Raw genomic sequence first — 21,080 nt, 5'->3', positions numbered from 1 at the left:
GACCATGAATGTGAACTTATATGATTTTGAATTACCGGAACAGCTTATTGCACAGACGCCGTTGCTTGATCGGACTGCGTCTCGCTTGCTTACCTTGAATAAGGAGAGCGGTGAAGTCAACCATAATACGTTTCCGGATATTATTAACTTTCTACAGCCTGGTGACACACTTGTACTTAATGATACGCGAGTGTTGCCAGCTCGTTTGTTTGGAACAAAAGAGGATACAGGAGCCAAAGCGGAAGTGTTACTTCTCAAAAACGTGGAAGGTGATCGCTGGGAAGCACTGGTTAAGCCAGGCAAAAAGCTGAAAGCCGGTTCTGTTATCGTTTTTGGTGATGAACTGAAAGCCGTGATTGATGAAGAAGGCGAAATGGGCGCACGTATGCTTACATTTTCGTATGAGGGGATCTTTCAGGAGATTCTAGATCGTCTCGGTGAAATGCCGTTGCCTCCGTATATTAAGGAAACACTGGATGATCGTGAACGCTATCAGACGGTATATGCGAAGCATGAAGGTTCTGCGGCCGCACCAACAGCGGGACTTCATTTTACGGATGAGTTGCTTGATCAGATTCGAGCAAAAGGTGTTAATGTAACCTTCATTACGCTTCACGTTGGGCTGGGAACATTCCGTCCTATGTCGGTAGATGTAGTAGAGGATCATGTTATGCATGAAGAGTATTACTCTATGTCACAGGAGACGGCCGATCTGATTAATGAAACGAAGCAACGTGGGAATCGTGTTTTTGCTGTAGGTACAACAAGCTGCCGTACACTTGAAACGGTAGGCAGTAAATTTGAGCAAGGACTCCTGCAGGAGAGTAGCGGCTGGACTAAAATTTTCATTTATCCTGGGTATACCTTCAAGGTCATTGATGGCATGCTGACGAATTTCCATCTTCCGAAATCTACATTAGTCATGCTGGTAAGTGCGCTTGCAGGCAGAGAACACATTATGCACGCCTATGAGGAAGCTATTGCTCAAGAGTATAGATTTTTCAGCTTTGGCGATGCGATGTTGATCTATTAATGTTGCATTAGGCAAAGAATTATTGGTGTGGGTTCAACTCGTTATTACACAAGAACAGATGCTTAGTAAGAACGTTTGGTGTTGAACCTACAAAGATTCACGAGTACAGGTCTAACGATTAACTTTTAGAGGATGATTAAAACCAATGGCAGCAATTACGTACGAACATATTAAAACTTGTAAACAATCCGGTGCCCGATTAGGACGTGTACATACACCTCACGGAATCATTGAGACACCAACGTTCATGCCGGTAGGCACGCAAGCAACCGTTAAAACGATGAGCCCTGAAGAGTTAAAGGAAATGGATGCGCAGATTATTCTGAGTAATACGTATCATCTGTTCCTTAGACCTGGACATGAGATTATTCGTCAAGCTGGTGGCTTGCACAAATTCATGAATTGGGATCGCCCAATTCTGACTGATAGTGGTGGATTTCAAGTATTCTCTCTCAGTGAAATGCGTAAAATCACAGAGGAAGGCGTGAATTTCCGCTCGCATCTGAATGGAGACAAGAAGTTCTTGTCCCCTGAAGTTGCCATGGAAATACAGAACGCACTGGGTTCCGATATTATGATGGCATTTGATGAATGCCCACCGTACCCGGCAGAATACGAATATGTGAAAAAATCCCTTGAACGTACAAGCCGCTGGGCTGAGCGTTGTTTAGAAAGTCATGCACGTCCACATGACCAAGGTTTGTTCGCCATCGTGCAGGGTGGAATGCATGAGGATCTGCGCCGCCAAAGCGCGGCAGATTTGACTTCCATGGATTTCCCGGGGTATGCTATTGGTGGACTGAGTGTTGGAGAGCCGAAACATTTAATGTATGGCGTGTTGGATTATACGGTGCCTTTGTTGCCTTCCAACAAACCACGTTATTTAATGGGGGTAGGTTCACCCGATGCATTGATTGAGGGATCGATTCGTGGAGTAGACATGTTTGACTGCGTACTTCCAACGCGGATTGCCCGTAACGGAACAACGATGACTAGCCAAGGACGGCTTGTAGTTCGAAATGCCAAGTTTGCAACTGATTTTGGTTCACTTGACCCTGAATGTGATTGCTACACTTGTCGTAACTATTCCAGAGCCTATTTGCGTCATTTAATCAAGGCGGATGAAACGTTTGGCTTGCGTCTGACGACCATCCATAATCTTCATTTCTTGCAGAATTTGATGCGCAACGTGCGCAAAGCCATTATGGAAGATCGTCTGCTTGATTTCCGGGATGAATTTTTCGATCAATATGGTCTGCATGACAATGACAAAGGTTTCTAGGGAGTGTCTGAAAACTCCGAAGGACGCAGATTTTACCGCATTTTTGTTCCAAGCCAGGAAGTTTTCCGCAGGCGTGCCGGGGCACGTCAAGGGAAAGTGACGCAGCAGGGGGCGAAAGGGCGGTAAAAGATGCACTTCAGCGAGTTTTAAGACACGACCTAATGAGGTTTGTTGCGGAACCGGAGGAACAAGCATTATTTTGTACGTATAGTCGATAAGGGGGAGTTTACATGTTTCAAGGAATGTTTGCAGCAACTACGCCTAATGCAGGCGGAGGTATCGTATCTTTGATTGTACCTTTGGTACTTATGGTTGCGATTTTCTACTTCTTGATGATTCGTCCACAGAACAAAAAGCAAAAACAGCGTAATGCGATGCTTGGCCAATTGAAAAAAGGCGATAAAATCGTTACTATCGGTGGTCTCCATGGTACAATCGCTGAAATTACAGAAGACGTGGTTGTTCTGCGCGTAAACGATGTAACGAAGCTTACTTTCGATCGTAATGCGATCAGCAGTGCAGTAAGTCGTGAAACTGCTGAATAATTATAAATGAGCGAGAATTTAGAGAAATAGAGTCCGCTCACAATAGTTAGTTCCGTCTGTTATTACAGAACCGAAGCTCCTTATACAGAGCCCCGGTTCTTTTTTTTATTTTATAGTCTGATCAGGAACTCATATTCCATATACCAAGAACTCGTTGACTGTTAGTTTCGCTGTGTGTTTACTCCGAAAATTCCACCTAGAGCAGAGATTAGAAATGCACTTGCGAGTTGCAGGCTATCCTTCCAGTTGAACGAAGCATCCAGTGCCAGAAATCCAATGATCAATACGATTATGCCATAAACGACACCCGTTAGACCTCCGTGGTACCATCCCTTTTCACCGGATCTTTTGCCAGCCACGAATCCACCAATGAGTAGCGACAGCGCATGAACAACGTAAGTATACAGGGAAAGATCCTGCTCCCGCATCCCAGTCATCCAGAGAAATAAGGAAAGAACCAGTGCTCCTAATAACATCCAAACAAAGGCATGACAGAGACCTGACAAAATCGGGTTGGACATTCGAAACGAGATCACTCGGCGAATCAGCTGCATGAAGCATCCCCCTTGTACAAGTTTGAAATTAATACAGTGTATGGTCAAGCCTTCAGACTTATGAACTGAATTTTCCATTAAATGAATTGATGTGATCTGCATGAGCATGTCAGCTTCGGGTCAAAATAGGGATTACGCTACAGGTGCCTATGGATAACTCAAACAAAGGAGGAACCTTGTCGTGAACTTCTCAGATATCGGAGCACATGTTTTTCGAACGATCCTCATGTATTTCATTGTCTATGGCGCGATCCGAGTGATGGGGAAAAGGGAAATTGGAAAGCTGTCCATGTTTGACCTGGTCGTGTCCATTATGCTTGCAGAGATTGCGGCCTTTGTCATTGAGGATATGGAAAAACCTTTATCTCACGGAATTGTGCCTATGCTAACTGTACTTATAATGCAGATTGGTATGGCATTTGTCAGTCTCAAAAGTCGTAGACTCCGCCTAATGATTGATGGCAAACCAACAGTTCTCATCTCCAAAGGAACCTTGCATCGGGATGAGATGCGTAAGCAGCGATATAACTTAGATGACCTGTTACTTCAACTACGTGAGCAGAATATAGACAGCATTGGTGATGTCGAGTTTGCGATTCTGGAGACGACAGGTAAATTAACTGTTTTCCCGAGTAATCAAAGCAACCAAAGTAATTCAGGTGGAAATGGATCATCAAATAACAGAGGCAGTGCACATACGAAACAAAAAGCCAGGCAAGATCGAGTGGATGGGTTTCAAAATATTAAATATGAAGGTCTGCCCTTACCACTAATCATGGATGGAAAAGTTCAGGATCAAAATCTGGAGCTGATTCAAAAGACAAGATTCTGGCTTAAAAATCAGATTCAGCAAAAAGGCATCCTTGATTTCAAGGAAGTATTTATCTGTTCAATTGATCACAATGGCAAAGTTTTTGTTAGCCTGAAGGATGATTCCAAATAAGACGTTGCTTATTTACGTGATCTGCGTTCAAACCACGAACCGATGATAGGTGCACGAGACAAATCATGAAAATCAATCATACGTGTCAAACCCATCACGATCAAATAGACGATTAGCCCTATGGCTGGAGCAAGAATCATTCTTGCCCATAGTGGCAGAATAACGACAGTATGCTCAAAGACAAGAAGAGTGGCTGCGCCCATGATGAACATGCCTGTGCCTGTCTTAACCCAGTCCATAACCTTGAAACGAAATTGAAGTAAAGTACGTACACTTCGTGCATGTAAAAGAGTTACGATTGTGGAGTTAGCACATATAGCAATAATTGCACCAAAGATGCCGTATTCAGGACGTGAAGCGAGCAGTAGGATCAATGTGATTTTGATAACAGCTCCGATAAACGTATTAAGCAATGCTTTTCCCGGACGATCAAGTGCTTGTAATGCGGCCTGCAGAGGAGCCTGAATGTAAATGAAGAGAGCAAAAGGAGCCATGAGTTTCAGCATGCTTCCAATCGATGCATCATTATAGAGAATAAGGCACATCGGTTCGGCAAGCACATACATAAAAACAGAAAAAGGAGCACCTGTAACGAGTGCAAGCCTTAAAGCTTGATGCATGCGTTTATTAATCAAGGCCCGATCACCCTGCGCAGATGCTTCAGACAATGAAGGGACAAGAGATGTTGCAAGTGATGAGGTAAGTGCTCCTGGAAGCAATAATAATGGAATAATCATGCCTTGTAGTGCTCCGTACTGGGCGGTAGCTAATCCTCGTGAAATACCTGCAATGGCCAAGCTTTGCGCTGTTACGATAGTTTCGGCAAGATAGGATAAGGAGCCGACCAATCGTCCTGCCGTAACAGGTACAGAGATGGCTAACAAACGGCGAATAAGTGAATGATTGGGCTGAGCAACTGAACCGAGACTGTTTTGTGCTTGAGGTAAGACTGACGGCGGAGTGTAAAGAGGCTCGGTATCGTTTTTTTGCCTATGGTAATTCCATAGCAGTACGAGCATGCCAATGAATTCACCGACCAGAGCACCCAGCATTGCACCAGCGGCAGCCTGAGCAATACCTTGTGGAAGCAGCAACCAAGCAAACCAAATGACGCAAATAATACGTACAATCGTTTCAACAATAGAGGAAGCTGCCGTAGGAATCATATTTTGCTTACCTTGAAAGTAACCTCTGTAAACAGCCGACACAGCGATAATTGCAATCATGGGGCTCATGCTAACAAAGGTGTGGTATACTCGCTCATCTGTAAGAACATAACGTGTAACCCAAGGGGCAAAGACAATGCACAGAAACATAAAAATCACACCAAGCGTCAACGTAAAGGCTAAGCTGATTTGCAAAATCCGTTGAGGCGAAAAACGATTCGCACCTGTGTCTGCTTCAGCTACGAGTTTGGCGACGGCAAGCGGTATGCCGCCTGTAATCAAGGTTACGAGCACGATGAAGAAGGGGTAACTTAATTGATAGATTCCGACGCCTTCTGCTCCGATAACCCGTGGTAATGCAATGCGTGGGATGAATCCGAGAATACGATTAATAATGCCTGCGGCGAGCAGGATCATAGCTCCCTGGATAAATGTCTGCTTCTTCAAGACTACCCCTCTTTCCCGAATGAAAGTAACAGGTTTCGTTAACGGGACCAAGCCGTTGTTCTTCATCCTATGCCAGTCCATCATCTTCTCATGACAAATTGATCACGATTAACAAAAAGATCCATCAACAGCAAGAAGGAATATGACCAGGGGAAGTCGAATGATGTAATATTGATGCCGCATAAAGGCTTGTGTGTGGGAAGGGAGGCTAATCCCCGTTGGAGGAAATGAACGATATGGAGATGGAACAATCCATTGAGATGCTCTGCTGCAGCAAGGCGGAAGAGTTTAGGCTTGTAGGTTATGAATATGTGACCAGCAAAGATGTCTGGAATTGCGTCAGTCATAAATATGAAAAGCAGGGCATTCCACCGCTTCACCAGCTGGTGAACGACATTTTGTCACTGAAAGCAACAAGCTTTATGAACTTTATGACCGTGTCTGCATACCGGGGATCCTCTTTCTAGCGAAAGGGATCTTTTTTGTTGAAAATTGACTGCTTTTTACGGCATCGCTATAATAGGAATATTGAGAACGAAAGGGGATCTAGGAACGGCATGAAAAGAATTATCAGTTTCATTCTGGTCGTGCTTGTCACCACAGGGGTAATGGTGGGAACAAGCCCGGAGCTGCTCAAAAATATACGCTTGGGCCTTGATTTAAAAGGAGGCTACGAGATCTTATATGAAGCAGAGCCGCTTGATGAGGGACAACAAGTCACCAAAGCATCTTTGGTGCAAACAGCCAAGAGTCTGGAAAGCCGTGCCAATGCGCTCGGAACAAGCGAGCCGGAGGTAACCACTGAGGGAAGCAACCGGATTCGATTGAAGTTGGCAGGGGTTACGGACGAGGCTGAAGTTAGGGCCAAAATGAAAGAACCAGCAGTATTGACCTTCCGCAGTAAAGCTGAGGGGGACAAGGAAGGCGAATACACCAAGATCGAACTACGTGGTAATGAATTTGTCGAGAATGCTGCAAAAGTCGTGTTCACGCAGTTAAATGAGCCGATGATCGACATTCAAGTGAAAGACAAAGCTAAATTTTCTGAGATCACTAAACGTTTGATCGGACAACCTCTCGCCATTTATTTGGATGATGAGTTGCTGTCTGCGCCAACGGTTAGACAACAATTAACAGATGGTTCTGCTCAAATCTCAGGTTCCTATTCGCGCGAAGAAGCAAACCAGCTTCGTGATACGATTAACCTGGGCGCGCTTCCGCTGAAACTTACAGAGAAATATTCACAAAGTGTTGGTGCAACACTGGGTAAATTGTCTTTGGATCAGACGATCAAAGCGGGCTTGATTGGTTCCGTTATTATCCTCGTATTTATGATTGGAATATATCGTATTCCGGGTATCATTGCGAGCTTTGCGTTGATTACACATACGTGGCTGGTGCTTGCTATTTTCTACCTAGGGGAGTTTGTACTTACCCTTCCAGGGATCGCGGCATTCATTCTAGGTATAGGTATGGCGGTTGACGCTAACATCATCACGTACGAACGGATCAAAGAAGAGATGCGGAGTGGTAAGTCGATCTTGTCTTCGGTCAAAGCGGGTAGTAAACATTCCTTCCGCACGATTATCGACTCTAACATAACAACGATCATTGCTGCTGCTGTTATGTTCTTCTTGGGTACGGGTGCAGTTAAAGGTTTCGCACTTGTGTTGATTTTTGACATCGTCACAAGTATTATCACGAATATTTTCTTCTCCCGCTTCCTGTTAACCTTGCTCGTACGGGGTAACGTCTTGAAGAAGCCTAAGTACTTCGGAGTGAAGGAGAGTGAAATTCGTGCGCTTTAATTGGAATTATGATTATGTTAAAGGCAGTAAGATTGCCTATATTTTTTCGATTATTTTAACCGTTACGGGGATTGTTAGTATTCTTGCGCTTGGTTTGAACTATGCGGTTGATTTCCGTGCTGGATCGAATGTTGATATTTCAGTATCCAAAGAAATTACAACAGAACAGATTAGGCCTATAGTTGCTGATCTTGGTGTTGATGAGGGCGATGTAACGATCACACCAGGTGCAGAACGGGTTAACGTTCGTTTTTCCAATGAGCTTGATGAAACGCAAGAGAGTACATTTAAGCAGGAATTCAGCAAGTTGGATTCCGCTGCTTCTTACGAAGTAAACACGGTAGATCCCGAGATGGCGAAAGAATTAGAACGTAATGCGATCTATGCCGTTCTCATTGCAAGTATCGGGATCATGATTTATGTAGCTATTCGTTTTGAATGGCGGTTCGGTTTGGCGGCAGTTATTGCTCTCTTCCACGATGCATTTGTTGTAATAAGTGTATTCTCGATCTTCCGTCTGGAAGTAGATTTGACCTTTATTACCGCTGTATTGACCATCGTCGGTTTCTCGATCAACGATACGATCGTTATCTTTGACCGAATCCGTGAGAATTTACGTTTTGCCAAAAAGACAACCAAAGCAGATTTGCGCCAGGTCGTTAACAGCAGTTTGGCACAAACGATGACACGTTCCTTGAATACGACATTTACCGTATTTGCAGCTTCCATCTGTTTGTTCATATTCGGCGGAGAGTCCATTCGTATGTTCTCGCTTGCCATGGTAATCGGAACGCTGTTCGGTGCGTATTCTTCCATCTTTATCGCTGCTCCACTATGGCTGGTACTCAAAGGTAAACAAATTGATAAGCCAAAAACAGCGGCTAAAGCATCTAACTAAACATCTTATTGTGAAGTCGCGTCTATTAGGCGCGGCTTTGTAACTTTAGAGACAGAAACAAGGGGGAATTTCCATGGCCAGAGAACATATTCCGACGGTTCAGGCGGCAACGTGGAGTGGTATTGCTGGGAATATGACGCTTGCAGTAATTAAGGCTGTTGTCGGTTATTTAGCCAATAGCAAATCGTTGCTCGCAGATGGTCTGTACTCCGCCTCAGAAGCTGCCTCTTCACTGGCGGGACTATTCCCTTCCCATTCTGTAAGGCACAAGAGCAAGGATACAGATCGAGCAGCTACGCGGTCTACGGAGCATTCACGTGTAGCGAGACCAGGGATATCGGTTTTGTTGTCTGTTCTCATTCTTATGGGAGGATTACAGATTGCAATTTCAGCCCTAAGTAGCCTAATAGGCGATGTTCCAGTGGCATCTGATAAGTATCAGCATGCACTTGTCGCAGCCTTTGCAGCCTTAGCGATCAAAGAAGCCATTTTCCAATTTCAATACAGGTATTTCCGGAAAAGAAATCAAGCACAAGCATTGACCTATGCTCAGCAGCATCGCCGGGCGCTTTACTGCTCACTTACGGTATTGGTTGGGATCATTGGTTCAATGATCGGGGAGATGTCAGGGTGGAGTATGCTTCTGTACATGGATCCAGCAGCGGCATTAATTGCATCTTGTTTCGTGTTTCATAAAGGTTATAGAATGATTGTAGACACAGTATATGGTTCTTTAGTGCAAGAACTGCAACAGGAAGAGGCTCTCGATTTCAAAGAGACTGTGCAGCGAGTGTACGGCGTCATTACCATCGAACAACTGGTTGCGCGCGAACAGGAGCATGCCGTTACCATTGAACTCATCATTAGCGTTAATCCACGAATCTCCGTTTTGGAGGCTCAGGAGATATCTAATCGAGCCAAAACGCTGCTCTTCACTCGCTTCAGCCATGTAAAGGAAGTACAGATTCAGGCAGTACCCTATGACCCTGGGTATCCTTATAAATCCAATCATGAACTGCCCGATCATGAAGCGACATTAATTCAGTAATGGAGCTCGGATCCCGTAGATCAAGAAAGGAGCGTTATTATTGCTTTATTCGCAATACCGGTGGAATACACCACATATTGATTTGGATGCGGCTGCGGGACTCTCGCAGGCGCTTTCCGTGTCATCTCTTGTTGGACGTTTGTTAGTTAGTCGCGGGGTTCATAATGAAATGGAGGCCGAACGGTTCTTGCATCCAGATCTGAATCAGATGCATGATCCTTATCTCCTTCTTGGTATGAAAGAAGCTGTACCACGGATACGTCAGGCTATTGAGCGGGAAGAACATATTTTAATTTATGGAGATTATGACGCAGATGGTGTCTCTAGTACTTCACTGATGATCCATCTGATGCGCCATTTGGGAGCATCCTACGATATTTATATTCCCCATCGCTCCAACGAAGGTTATGGACTCCACAATCATGCATTAGATTGGGCGCAACAACAAGGTGTGACGCTAGTGATTACCGTCGATACTGGCATAAGTGCAGTAGAGCAGATTGCCTACGCGTCCACGCTAGGGATAGAAGTGATTGTCACGGATCACCATGAACCACCTGAGATACTTCCTGAGGCGTACACACTTATTAATCCGAAACTGCCCGAATGTCCTTATCCATTTAAGGGGCTGGCGGGCGCAGGCGTAGCTCTGAAGCTGGCTCAGGCTCTCATTGGTGAAGTTCCAGGTGAATGGATGGAGATCGCAGCAATTGGTACCGTCGCTGACTTGATGCCGCTCGAAGGTGAGAATCGTGTTATTGTCAGTTACGGAATTGAATCTATGCGTGGTTCACGCTTACCTGGTGTAAGTGCTCTCCTTGAGATTAGTGGTGTGGATCAGAGTCAAGTAACGTCCATTAATATTGCATTTGCAATGGCGCCTCGTATCAATGCAAGTGGACGTTTGGATCATGCAGGACGAGCTGTATCTCTTCTGACGACTGAAGATTTAGACGAAGCTCATACACTTGCAGGTCAATTAGATCTGCTTAACAGAGAGAGGCAACAGGTTGTTGAGGGGATTCTTCAAGAAGCAACAGCTCAATTAGAACAGAAAATAGAGCTTCGCTCTGGTGCTGTTCCCGATGTGATCGTTCTTGCGGGAGAAGGGTGGAATGTTGGCGTTGTAGGTATCGTTGCATCCAAGTTGCTGGAACGTTACTATCGGCCAACACTAATTCTGGGCATTGATCCTCAGAGCGGGATTTGTAAAGGCTCTGCCCGTTCCATTGACGGATTGGATATCTATGAAGCATTAACGGCTTGCAAAGACTCCATGGATCATTACGGGGGACATCCGGCGGCGGCAGGTATGACACTCCATCGAGATCAGTTGGAAGAGCTTGAGCAAGGCTTGAACGAGTTTGCTGCAGCGGTTCTAACCGAGGAGGATTTTGTACCTCAGCGTCTTGCAGATGATGAATGTCGCATTAGTGATGTACCTCTACAAGTCATTCAAGAAATTGACAGACTGCAACCGTTTGGGATGAGCAATCCTTCTCCCCGTTTCGTATTTAGAAATGTTACGGTTAAAGAGACCCGAACGATGGGGCGAGAGAAACGCCATCTGAAACTTGTTCTGGAACAAGACGGGCAACAGTTAGAGACCGTGGCCTTTGGCAAAGGAGCGCTAGCTGAATTTTTACCAGTGGGTTCCATCATTGACGTTATGGGCGAGCTGTCGATTAATGAGTGGAATGGAATGCGCAAACCACAATTGATGCTCCAAGACATTCATGTGCCTCATGCACAAGTGTTTGACTTAAGAGGAAATGGTGAACCGCTGAGTACAATGAAGCAGTTCCTGAGCACACTAGAAGTACATTTACGGTACAAATCTGGCTCGGTCGGTGCAATCGTTAAGAACGAAACGAATGTTTCTGAGGGAAATTCATTGTATGAACCGTGCCTTTGGGTATATGATAGAAAGGTCGGGTTGTTTCCGTGTAATGCTGCTGCGCAGCAATATGGACAGGAACAGATCCGGACGTTATTTGTGTTTGATACGCCGGAAACTCCGGAACAACTTGATGCTATGCTGGCTTTGTTCAGCGGAGCAGAGAATATCATCCTTCTGCACGGATCAGGCAACCGCCGAGATCGCCTTCAGATGCCTTCCAGAGAACTATTCAAGCGAATCTATATGCTCGTATCGAAATGGCGAGCTGAACCGGTGGGGGAAAAAGAGATTACTCCCGTACTCAGCCGTCAATGTGGCTGTTCTCCACGTATGATCACCATGATGCTTGATGTATTTGAGGAGTTATCCTTCATTACAAGAGATTCTGGAAAAATTGCGTTTGTGGATAACCCACCCAAACGTGAGCTAACCGCGTCACGTCATTATCAGGCGCTGGAAAGTATGGCCGAGACGGAGCAAGTGATGCTGGATGCATCTACGCCTCAGCTGACACAATGGATGATATCCCGGATGAAGGGCGTATCTTAGATGGAAGTTGTGCTATTTATTTTAGGAGGAGATTATTTTGGATTTTAAAGAGTATATTCGTGTCATTCCTGACTTTCCACAACCGGGAATCAGCTTCAAGGACATTACAACATTGTTGAAGGATGGAGAAATGTACCGCAATGCAATCAATGAGATCAAAACAATGGTTTCTGATCTGAAAATTGATGTGATTGCCGGACCTGAAGCACGTGGTTTCGTTGTGGGCGCCCCTCTGGCTTATGCTCTTGGTGTCGGTTTCGCTCCGATCCGTAAAAGCGGAAAATTGCCAGGAGAGACGATTGAAGTTGGTTATGATCTCGAGTATGGCAAGGATACACTCGCTATGCATACAGATGCGATTGAAAAGGGACAAAATGTTCTGATTGCGGACGATCTGCTTGCAACGGGTGGAACGATTGCGACTTCCATCAATTTGATTGAACAATTGGGTGGTAAAGTTGTTGGTGCAGCCTTCCTGATTGAGCTTTCTGATCTGAATGGACGTGCCAAGTTGCCTGAAATTGATGTATTTACATTGATGAACTACTAAGATTTCAGCATAGAGCTTGCTGTGATTGAACGCGAATTGGCTCTCCCGTTTCCCGGGAAATAATATACAGCATTAACTATTATAAAGAAGCCTGTTCCCTCATTCCTTAATGGTGTGAGAGAACAGGCTTTTTGCTTTTGATAAACTTTATACCTTCATAAAGGTAATTCGTGTTTAAGTATTATTTTGAACCGAATTATATATCAGTCTGGTGTTTTCTCTGTCAAAGGTTGATTTTCTGACTTATCGTTAGACAAGCCTAATACATCAAACAGTTTGAATAACAGGCTCATCAAGATGCCAGCAATTGTTGCAAGTGCCATACCTTTCAGATGAACACCATAGAAACTTACTTCGGTTCCACTTAGTCCAACCACAAGCACGATTGTTGTTAGAATCAGGTTTGTTGGTTTAGTAAAATCAACTTTTTGTTCAACCAGAATGCGTAAACCAGATGCGGCAATGACACCAAATAGAAGCAGGGAAACACCGCCCATAACTGGATCAGGAATATTGGCAATTAGAGCCGAGAACGTTCCTGAGAAGGAAAGGATGATCGCGATGATGGCTGCGCCACCAATCACATAGATCGAGTACACTTTGGTTAAGGCCATAACGCCGATGTTCTCGCCATAGGTTGTATTTGGCGTAGATCCAACAAAACCAGATAGAATGGTGGAGACACCATTACCGAGTAGAGAGCGGTGCAAACCTGGGTCTTTGGATAGATCCTTACCTACAATGCTGCTCGTTACAAGCAGGTGACCAATGTGTTCTACAATAACAACAAGAGCCACAGGTAGAATCGTTAGGATGACTGACCAATCAAACGTTGGTGTTGTAATCGTTGGAAGAGATACAATGCTAGCATCAGCAATCTTCTCCGTCTCAACAGCCTTCATGACGAAACCAAGTGCATAACCTGTCACAATACCGATCAAAATGTGAATGATTTTGGGAAATCCGCGGAACGTTACAGCACCTATAACAGTAACACCTAAAGTGACCATGGATAATATAATTGGTTTAGCTTGTGGAACCCAGTCAGGGTTCTTGAGAGGTTCTGGATTAATAAGCCCTGCCATTCCGGCTGCAACAGGAATGAGCTCTAACCCAATTAACGCTACAATCGCACCCATAGCTGCTGGGGGAAAGACAACGTTAATCCAGCCTGTACCTGCATATTTAATTATGATAGCTACAATACAGAACACGATGCCTGTGATGATAAAAGCACCAAGAGCCATTGAATATCCGTTGCCTGGATGAGTGAGTAAAACAGACTGTACTGGTGCAATAAAAGCAAAGCTGGAGCCCAGGTAAGCAGGAATCTTCCCTTTACACATCAATATGTACAATAGTGTTCCAATTCCGTTCATTAGCAAAATCATACTTGGGTCGACACCGAAGAGATTCGGTACAAGCACCGTACTTCCAAACATGGCGAACAAATGCTGAAGGCTAAGCAGCGAACCTGAGCCGAGCGGCATCTTTTGATTAACCTGAATTTCGCGTTGCACTGAATGTTCATCTCCTTTTCCGAAACACAAACTTTCAATAGATTACAGAGTTTCTCTTAATTAAGCAATAACATTTTGTGTAATAGCATGGGTTTGAGCTGTTTTTTTATACTTTATATTCTATTTCAGCTAGGATCGGGAATAATAATACAGAGGAATACTCATTTTTCTTCGATTAAACCGAACATTTACAGGAAGCATCAGCATGGGAACAGAATACATATTTTCAGCTAAAAAAATGGAAAACTTACTCTTATTCGTCAGCAGTTGACGGGAAACGGGTGAAGCGTCATAATTATAGGAAATTACTTTTACGGGGAACCTGTGTTCATGCAATGTCACGGGTTCCATTTTGTATAGAAAGGACACGGAACAGATCAGAATGGGCATAGAGCAATTACTCGAGAAGGCCGGAGCCTACATCAAAGAACCTGATTTGGTGCGCATACGTGAAGCTTACGAATTTGCGGATCAGGCACATCACGGACAGACGCGAAAATCGGGAGAACCTTATATTCTGCATCCGCTTGCGGTTGCCGATATTGTTGTGAACATGCAGATGGACACCATCTCCATTATTGCAGCGCTTCTTCATGATGTAGTAGAAGACACTACGGTGTCCCTTGAAGAAATTCGCAATCATTTTGGCAATACGTGTGCTATGCTTGTTGACGGTTTGACGAAGCTGGAACGAATTCAGTTTCGCTCCAAAGAAGAGCAACAGAACGAGAACTATCGTAAGATGTTTATCGCTATGGCGCAGGATATTCGTGTAATCGTCATTAAATTAGCGGATCGTCTGCATAATATGCGGACGTTGAAATTTCAATCAGAAGAAAGCCAGCGCCGAATCTCGTATGAGACGTTGGAAATTTTCTGTCCAATTGCGAACCGTCTAGGTATCTCTGCAATCAAATGGGAAATGGAGGACATCGCCCTCCGTTATTTGAATCCGCAGCAATACTACCGCATTGCGAATCTGATGCACAAGAAGCGTGCAGAACGAGAGCAATACATTGATACGGTTATGGATGGAATCACGAGTAAGCTGGAAGAGATGGGAATTCAGGCAGACCTATCAGGCCGTCCGAAACATATCTACAGCGTGTTTAAGAAAATGACAACCAAAAACAAACAATTCAATGAGATATATGACCTGCTTGCCATTCGTATTATTGTGGATAATATTAAGGACTGTTATGCGACGCTCGGAATTATACACACCTTATGGAAACCGATGCCAGGACGGTTCAAAGATTATATCGCAATGCCGAAGGCGAACATGTATCAATCCTTGCATACAACGGTCGTTGGCCCTAATGGTGAACCAACCGAGGTTCAGATCAGAACGTGGGATATGCACCGTACCGCTGAGTTCGGTATCGCTGCCCACTGGGCGTACAAGGAAGGCGTGGCTTCAGGCAACAATTTCGAAGATAAAATTACGTTCTTCCGTGAAATCCTCGAACTTCAGAATGAGGCTCAAGATGCTTCTGAGTTTGTGGAATCGCTCAAAATGGACTTTTTCTCTGATCTCGTGTTTGTATTTACACCGAAGGGAGAAGTCATTGAACTTCCAACAGGTTCTGTGCCACTCGACTTTGCCTACAGGATTCATACGGAAGTAGGTAATCGTACGATTGGAGCTAAGGTGAATGGTCGCATTGTACCACTTGATTATCACCTGAAGACCGGCGATATTATTGAAATTTTGACGTCCAAGCATTCGTATGGTCCGAGTCAGGACTGGCTCAAAATCGCCAAATCGTCCCATGCGCGAGCGAAAATCAAGCAATGGTTCAAGAAGGAACGGCGTGAAGAGAATGTGGAAAAAGGACGCGAGAGCTGTGAACGTGAGCTCAAACGTATGGGGCTTGATCCATCTGCTTGGATGACGGACGACAAGTTGCAGGAAGCAGCCAAAAAATACGCATTTAACGACATTGACGATATGCTTGCAGCTGTCGGGTTCGGCGGAATTACGGCTGCGCAGATTGTGACCAAAGCAACGGAGAAGCTGCGTAAAGAGCAGGAAGAATCCAGCTTACTGGAACTGAATTCCGAGATGCGCGAATTGAAGCCTGCACCAGAACGCAAAAATCGTCCGACCAACGGCATTCGTGTCAAAGGAATAGATAATCTGCTTGTTCGTTTTGCCCGTTGTTGCAACCCTGTTCCTGGAGATGAAATTATCGGATATGTTACACGTGGACGTGGTGTTTCTGTCCATCGTAGCGACTGTCCCAATATTCCAACTAGTGCAGATGGGGAAGAAGCAGCACGTGTCATTGAGGTCGAGTGGGAAGAGAATATTGAAGCGAGCTACAGTGTGGATATCGAAATAACAGGTCATGATCGTAATGGCTTGCTTAATGAGGTACTTCAAGCTGTCTCCGAAAGTAAAACGAATATTTCTGCCGTTACAGGACGGACAGACAAAAATAAATTAGCGTTGGTGCATGTCACTATTTTGATTCGGAATACAGAGCATCTGCATGCCGTGGTAGAACGAATCAAACGGGTGAAGGATGTCTATTCGGTGCACCGGATTATGCAGTAAGGAGCCTGTGCAATGAGAGTGCTTGTGCAACGCTGTAAAGAGGCTCAGGTCACTGTGCATAATGAGTTGACGGGACGGATTGAGTCAGGGTTAATGCTGCTCGTTGGCATTACGCATGAGGATACGGAAAAGGACGCCCAGTATTTGGCTGACAAAGTTGCAGGACTTCGTATTTTTGAAGATGAGCAGGAGAAGATGAATCTTAGCCTCTTGGATGTGGGCGGAGCCGTGTTATCTGTGTCTCAATTTACGTTGTATGGCGACTGCCGGAAAGGAAAACGTCCTAGCTTCGCGGCTGCGGCCAGACCGGATGCAGCGGAAACGTTATATGAGCTGTTCAATCAGTTGTTGCGGGATAAAGGCATTCAAGTAGAAACAGGGCGTTTCGGCGCTATGATGGATGTGACCTTCACGAATTGGGGGCCAGTCACCCTAATGCTTGAAAGTCCTAGTAATCCAAGCTCGTGAGCATAATGAGATCGTAATCTGGTCATAATGTAGGATATCCAACCGATGAAATTTATTGTCAAAGGAGTATCCTGCCATTATGCGTCAATCTGTTAAGGAAACACGATCACGCATCGAACCCTTACTTCTACCAGGGAATTTATATGAATCGCTTCAACTTGCCCGTGCAGCTGCTGAATATGCTTCAACAGTGTGGGCGCTGGAGAACGCAGACAAAGGGGAGCAGAGCAGACTTCCACGTAGCTGAGTTAAGTGTGATCCTGCATGGCACATAGAAGTGAGCTTGAAACGGACTCTTGAACGGAATTCTGTTTGAAATGACTAACCTATAAAGAAGACCTGATTTCATTTATATGATTCAGGTCTTTTTGGTATGGTGGCCAAAGATACGCTTGGAACATAAAGGTAGTCGCGAAAGAAAAGAAAACGAATTGTTATAAACGCCTTCAGTTAGGGTAATAACAAAACGAGGCGCAGGGATGCGCCAAGTCATACGACAACTTAACGGGTAAAGAACAGAGATGATAGACATACAGTTCTGCAGAACCCCGATTTCAAGAAATTTCGAACACGGAAAGGAGAACGTACGTTATGAGTAAAGTTGCTTTTTTATTGGCGAATGATTTTGAAGATTCGGAAATGCAGGTGCCATATGATGAAGTGAAAAAAGCCGGACATGATGTAGAGATCATCGGTTTGAAGGCTGGAGAATCGTTAAAAGGTAAGGGAGGAAAAGTGACCTATACCTCAGATAAGGCGATCTCAGAAGTCTCTTCATCCGATTATGACGCGGTAGTTATACCTGGTGGCTCTTCCCCTGAAAATCTACGAACAGATGCAAACATTTTGAAGTTTGTAACTGAGATTAATAGTGCGAAGAAACCTATTGCGGCGATCTGCCATGGTCCACAGATTTTGGCAAGTGCAGACTTGCTCAAAGGTCGTACCGTGACGGCTTATCCACCGCTTAAGGATGATATGGTGAATGCTGGGGCAGAATTTAAGGATCATGAAGCTGTAGTGGATGGGAACTATATTACATCCAGAACACCTGAAGATGAACCAGCATTTGTTCGTGAATTGTTGAAAGTCATCTAATCGCCATTAAATGAATGAGCCTTATGTAGTTTAGAATTCTAAACTATATTTTAGCTTAGATACATGGCAGTTCAACTCGACAAAGGAGGGTTTGACATGGCAAAACATATTCAGGCGTATTTTCGAACAGAAGATGAGGCAGAGGGAGCAAGAATCTCACTTCAAGCGTATCGTACAGAGCATTTGGAAGTAGGACAACTGGATGGTGCAGTAGGCAGAAGTAATCGCATTCTAATACCTCTAGTGCCCTATACGACTACTGGCGCTACAGGAACAAGCGGAGGCGTTGGTGTGGGTACAGCACCTGGCGCTCCAGGGACTGGGAACGTTGTTCCAGTCATCGCAGATGTAGACCGTGACAGGGAGACAGATCCTCGTGATCGCGTGAATGAGGATGGAGATTTGTTAAATGCTGCGGATGTATCTCCGGGAGATTATAGTGATCTGCATTACGTTTTGTCTGCCAAAGTGAGCGATGAAGACTATGATGATATCGTTCATAAGCTTCGCTCTAACCATGCCTATGTAGAGGAATTAGACGAATAATTAAAATGATAGGCCAGCGAGCCCCTGTGACGTCTGACTCTCAGACGTTGCAGGGGTTTTATACATATAAAACAGCTCCTTTATAAAGCGCTATCATTTTTGTAATATTACTGTAATATTAGTTACATAAGGCTTTAACATAGGGGGCTTATAATAACACACATGACCCCCTTTTTTTTATATATGATTTGAGCCCGCACACCGTGTGCGGGCTTTTTTTTGTTATCTTTTCAGGTTAACCCTTGACTTTAGCACTGCGGTTCATTACAATCAGGAAATAATATTGACTCCAAACGTTAGATTAGAGCGTTAAAGGACATATAACGATGATTTGATGACGGGACCAAGTACTCCGTACCCACATGACCAGAGAGGAATCCCTAGGCTGTAAGGATTCTCTTGATGAGCGGACGAATGACTTCCCCGAGAACAGACTGCGAACACTCTGAGCTTCTTATGAGGTCAGTAGCAGATCTGCGCAGACGTGCGTTACACGTTGAGCGGAATGATTCTGTATGAATTCATACAAATGCACTTTTTGTATGATCAGACGAATCACCTGAACGGCTAATGTTTCAGGTTCCGAAATGTGGGTGGTACCACGGGTGAATGTTAAACACAATCTCTCGTCCCTTTGTTTGCTGTATACAGCGACAGGGCGAGGGATTTTTTTGTTATCTAAAGAGAACCAATTCATATCAAAAGCTGGAGGGATGAATGATGGCTTTTCAAAAACCAACAGGTACACAAGATTTGTTGCCTGGCGTTGTAGAGAAATGGCAGTACGTAGAAGAAAAAGCACGTGACCTTTGCCGCCGCTTCAACTATCGTGAAATTCGCACACCAATTTTCGAACAAACTTCTCTGTTTGTGCGGGGTGTTGGAGAGACAACGGATATTGTAGAGAAGGAAATGTACACATTTGACGATAAGGGAAATCGTAGCATGACTCTTCGCCCTGAGGGAACTGCGGGCGTGGTAAGGGCTTATGTGGAGAATAAAATCTACGGAGAACCGGATGTAAGCAAACTGTATTATATTGGTCCGATGTTCCGTTATGAGCGTCCACAGGCAGGGCGCCAGCGTCAGTTTCACCAGTTTGGAGTAGAGGCAATCGGAGCACTTGATCCAGCTATTGATGCAGAAGTAATTGCACTGGGTTACCAACTGTGTGTAGAGCTTGGCTTGAAGGATGTCAAGGTGGAGATCAACTCCGTGGGCAATCCAACCAGTCGTGCAGCTTACCGCGAACAATTGCTGGGATTCCTCAGACCGATGAAAGACACGCTCTGTAAAGATTGCCAATCTCGGATGGAGCGTAACCCACTGCGTGTGCTCGATTGTAAGGTAGATCAGGATAAATTCGTTGGCGCACCGTCCATTCTGGATAGTCTTGATGAAGAGTCCCTGAATCACTTTGCTAAGCTAAAAGCATATCTGGATGACTTCGGTGTAGACTATGCCGTGAATAATCGTCTCGTACGTGGACTGGATTATTATACACTCACTGCTTTTGAATTGAAGGCCCAAGGTATTGGTGCAATTGATACGGTAGGTGGCGGTGGTCGATATAACGGACTTGTGGGAGACATTGGCGGACCAGATCAGCCAGGGATTGGTTTCGGAATTGGCTTGGAGCGGATTCAGCTCATTCTGGAACACCAAAACATTGACGTTACCACACTTGCTCCGCTGGACGTTTACTTTGTCGCTTTAGGCGAGGCAGCGGATCGTGAAGTGAACCGTCAGCTCTTCAAACTTCGTCAATCAGGTATTTCCGGAGAACGTGACTATCTCGGCCGTAAGATGAAAGCACAGATGAAGTCGGCAGACCGTTTCAAAGCACGTTACACCGCCATTCTCGGCGATGATGAGCTAGAGCGCGGTGAGATTGCACTGAAATCCATGGATACAGGTGAACAACAGACAGTGAAGCTTGATGACTTGGTTACTGCAATCCAAGGCAAGTAATAATCTGTTGAGACTTTATCTAATGCAACAAAACATAAAAAGTAATATATGATCCGGCAATCTTACAGATGAGCGTAGACTAAAACACATAGGATGCGAAAGGTCGAGTGATTCTGTAAGAGCAAAGCCTTTCTAATAAAATCGTCTTCACACAACCGCACTGGTGATAACGGGAATTGCCTGCTATCAACACA

General features: G+C 44.7%; 19 protein-coding genes. 16 read left to right on the top strand and 3 right to left on the bottom strand.

Annotated elements, in window-relative coordinates; all coding sequences use genetic code 11:
• Positions 1-4: 4 nt before the first annotated feature.
• From queA to yajC, 3 genes are all read left to right on the top strand, one after another.
• On the top strand, positions 5-1,033 hold the full coding sequence (gene queA / locus MH215_RS24965) for a tRNA preQ1(34) S-adenosylmethionine ribosyltransferase-isomerase QueA (RefSeq protein ID WP_056701203.1): 1,029 nt from the start codon (positions 5-7) through the stop codon (positions 1,031-1,033).
• A 145-nt stretch (positions 1,034-1,178) separates the two neighbouring features.
• On the top strand, positions 1,179-2,315 hold the full coding sequence (tgt, locus tag MH215_RS24960; RefSeq protein ID WP_239293767.1) for a tRNA guanosine(34) transglycosylase Tgt: 1,137 nt from the start codon (positions 1,179-1,181) through the stop codon (positions 2,313-2,315).
• A 230-nt stretch (positions 2,316-2,545) separates the two neighbouring features.
• Entirely contained in the window at positions 2,546-2,860 is a 315-nt protein-coding gene (gene yajC / locus MH215_RS24955) for a preprotein translocase subunit YajC (RefSeq protein ID WP_239293766.1), read from the top strand.
• 161 nt (positions 2,861-3,021) lie between these two features.
• On the opposite strand, the gene MH215_RS24950 is transcribed toward yajC, so the two are convergent.
• Complete coding sequence (locus MH215_RS24950; protein WP_056701210.1) at positions 3,022-3,414, bottom strand: TIGR04086 family membrane protein; 393 nt, start codon at positions 3,412-3,414, stop codon at positions 3,022-3,024.
• Positions 3,415-3,640: 226 nt separating this feature from the next.
• On the opposite strand from MH215_RS24950, the gene MH215_RS24945 reads away from it, so the two are divergent.
• Positions 3,641-4,357: a YetF domain-containing protein gene (locus tag MH215_RS24945; protein WP_145047063.1), complete on the top strand. Its 717-nt coding sequence runs from the start codon at positions 3,641-3,643 to the stop codon at positions 4,355-4,357.
• 8 nt (positions 4,358-4,365) lie between these two features.
• On the opposite strand, the gene spoVB is transcribed toward MH215_RS24945, so the two are convergent.
• Complete coding sequence (gene spoVB / locus MH215_RS24940) at positions 4,366-5,970, bottom strand: stage V sporulation protein B (protein ID WP_239293765.1); 1,605 nt, start codon at positions 5,968-5,970, stop codon at positions 4,366-4,368.
• A 227-nt stretch (positions 5,971-6,197) separates the two neighbouring features.
• On the opposite strand from spoVB, the gene MH215_RS24935 reads away from it, so the two are divergent.
• The 6 genes from MH215_RS24935 to MH215_RS24910 all read left to right on the top strand — a co-directional run bounded on the left by MH215_RS24935 (position 6,198) and on the right by MH215_RS24910 (position 12,723).
• On the top strand, positions 6,198-6,437 hold the full coding sequence (locus tag MH215_RS24935; protein ID WP_056701711.1) for a post-transcriptional regulator: 240 nt from the start codon (positions 6,198-6,200) through the stop codon (positions 6,435-6,437).
• A gap of 90 nt (positions 6,438-6,527) precedes the next feature.
• On the top strand, positions 6,528-7,778 hold the full coding sequence (gene secD / locus MH215_RS24930) for a protein translocase subunit SecD (RefSeq protein WP_239293764.1): 1,251 nt from the start codon (positions 6,528-6,530) through the stop codon (positions 7,776-7,778).
• A complete protein-coding gene (gene secF, locus MH215_RS24925; protein WP_056701216.1) occupies positions 7,768-8,676 on the top strand; it encodes a protein translocase subunit SecF in 909 nt (302 codons plus the stop codon). The genes secD and secF overlap by 11 nt, the downstream gene beginning before the upstream one ends.
• Before the next feature lie 73 nt (positions 8,677-8,749).
• Positions 8,750-9,724 carry a cation diffusion facilitator family transporter gene (locus MH215_RS24920; RefSeq protein ID WP_239293763.1) on the top strand — a complete coding sequence of 325 codons (975 nt, stop codon included), beginning with the start codon at positions 8,750-8,752 and terminating at the stop codon, positions 9,722-9,724.
• Positions 9,725-9,764: 40 nt separating this feature from the next.
• Positions 9,765-12,173 carry a single-stranded-DNA-specific exonuclease RecJ gene (recJ, locus tag MH215_RS24915; RefSeq protein WP_239293762.1) on the top strand — a complete coding sequence of 803 codons (2,409 nt, stop codon included), beginning with the start codon at positions 9,765-9,767 and terminating at the stop codon, positions 12,171-12,173.
• 37 nt (positions 12,174-12,210) lie between these two features.
• The gene (locus MH215_RS24910; RefSeq protein ID WP_056701222.1) at positions 12,211-12,723 is read left to right on the top strand and encodes an adenine phosphoribosyltransferase; all 513 of its coding nucleotides are present in this window, start codon (positions 12,211-12,213) and stop codon (positions 12,721-12,723) included.
• Positions 12,724-12,926: 203 nt separating this feature from the next.
• On the opposite strand, the gene uraA is transcribed toward MH215_RS24910, so the two are convergent.
• A complete protein-coding gene (gene uraA / locus MH215_RS24905) occupies positions 12,927-14,243 on the bottom strand; it encodes a uracil permease (RefSeq protein ID WP_239293761.1) in 1,317 nt (438 codons plus the stop codon).
• A 382-nt stretch (positions 14,244-14,625) separates the two neighbouring features.
• On the opposite strand from uraA, the gene MH215_RS24900 reads away from it, so the two are divergent.
• The 6 genes from MH215_RS24900 to hisS all read left to right on the top strand — a co-directional run bounded on the left by MH215_RS24900 (position 14,626) and on the right by hisS (position 20,886).
• The gene (locus MH215_RS24900; protein ID WP_145047061.1) at positions 14,626-16,803 is read left to right on the top strand and encodes a RelA/SpoT family protein; all 2,178 of its coding nucleotides are present in this window, start codon (positions 14,626-14,628) and stop codon (positions 16,801-16,803) included.
• Positions 16,804-16,815: 12 nt separating this feature from the next.
• A complete protein-coding gene (dtd, locus tag MH215_RS24895) occupies positions 16,816-17,271 on the top strand; it encodes a D-aminoacyl-tRNA deacylase (RefSeq protein ID WP_239293760.1) in 456 nt (151 codons plus the stop codon).
• 79 nt (positions 17,272-17,350) lie between these two features.
• Positions 17,351-17,518, top strand: coding sequence for a hypothetical protein (locus MH215_RS24890; RefSeq protein ID WP_156395533.1), 168 nt, complete (start codon positions 17,351-17,353; stop codon positions 17,516-17,518).
• A 344-nt stretch (positions 17,519-17,862) separates the two neighbouring features.
• Positions 17,863-18,369 carry a type 1 glutamine amidotransferase domain-containing protein gene (locus MH215_RS24885; protein WP_056701229.1) on the top strand — a complete coding sequence of 169 codons (507 nt, stop codon included), beginning with the start codon at positions 17,863-17,865 and terminating at the stop codon, positions 18,367-18,369.
• A gap of 96 nt (positions 18,370-18,465) precedes the next feature.
• Positions 18,466-18,915 (top strand): hypothetical protein, encoded by a 450-nt coding sequence (locus tag MH215_RS24880; RefSeq protein WP_145046975.1) that lies wholly within the window; start codon positions 18,466-18,468, stop codon positions 18,913-18,915.
• Positions 18,916-19,635: 720 nt separating this feature from the next.
• Positions 19,636-20,886, top strand: a complete 1,251-nt coding sequence (hisS, locus tag MH215_RS24875) for a histidine--tRNA ligase (RefSeq protein WP_239293773.1) — start codon at positions 19,636-19,638, stop codon at positions 20,884-20,886.
• Positions 20,887-21,080 lie beyond the last annotated feature (194 nt).

The organism is Paenibacillus sp. ACRSA (genome assembly GCF_022346845.1).
In the GTDB taxonomy this organism is placed as follows: Bacteria; Bacillota; Bacilli; order Paenibacillales; family Paenibacillaceae; genus Paenibacillus.
The sequence above is the reverse complement of the archived record's forward strand: the minus strand, read 5'-3'. Positions and strand labels throughout refer to the sequence as shown.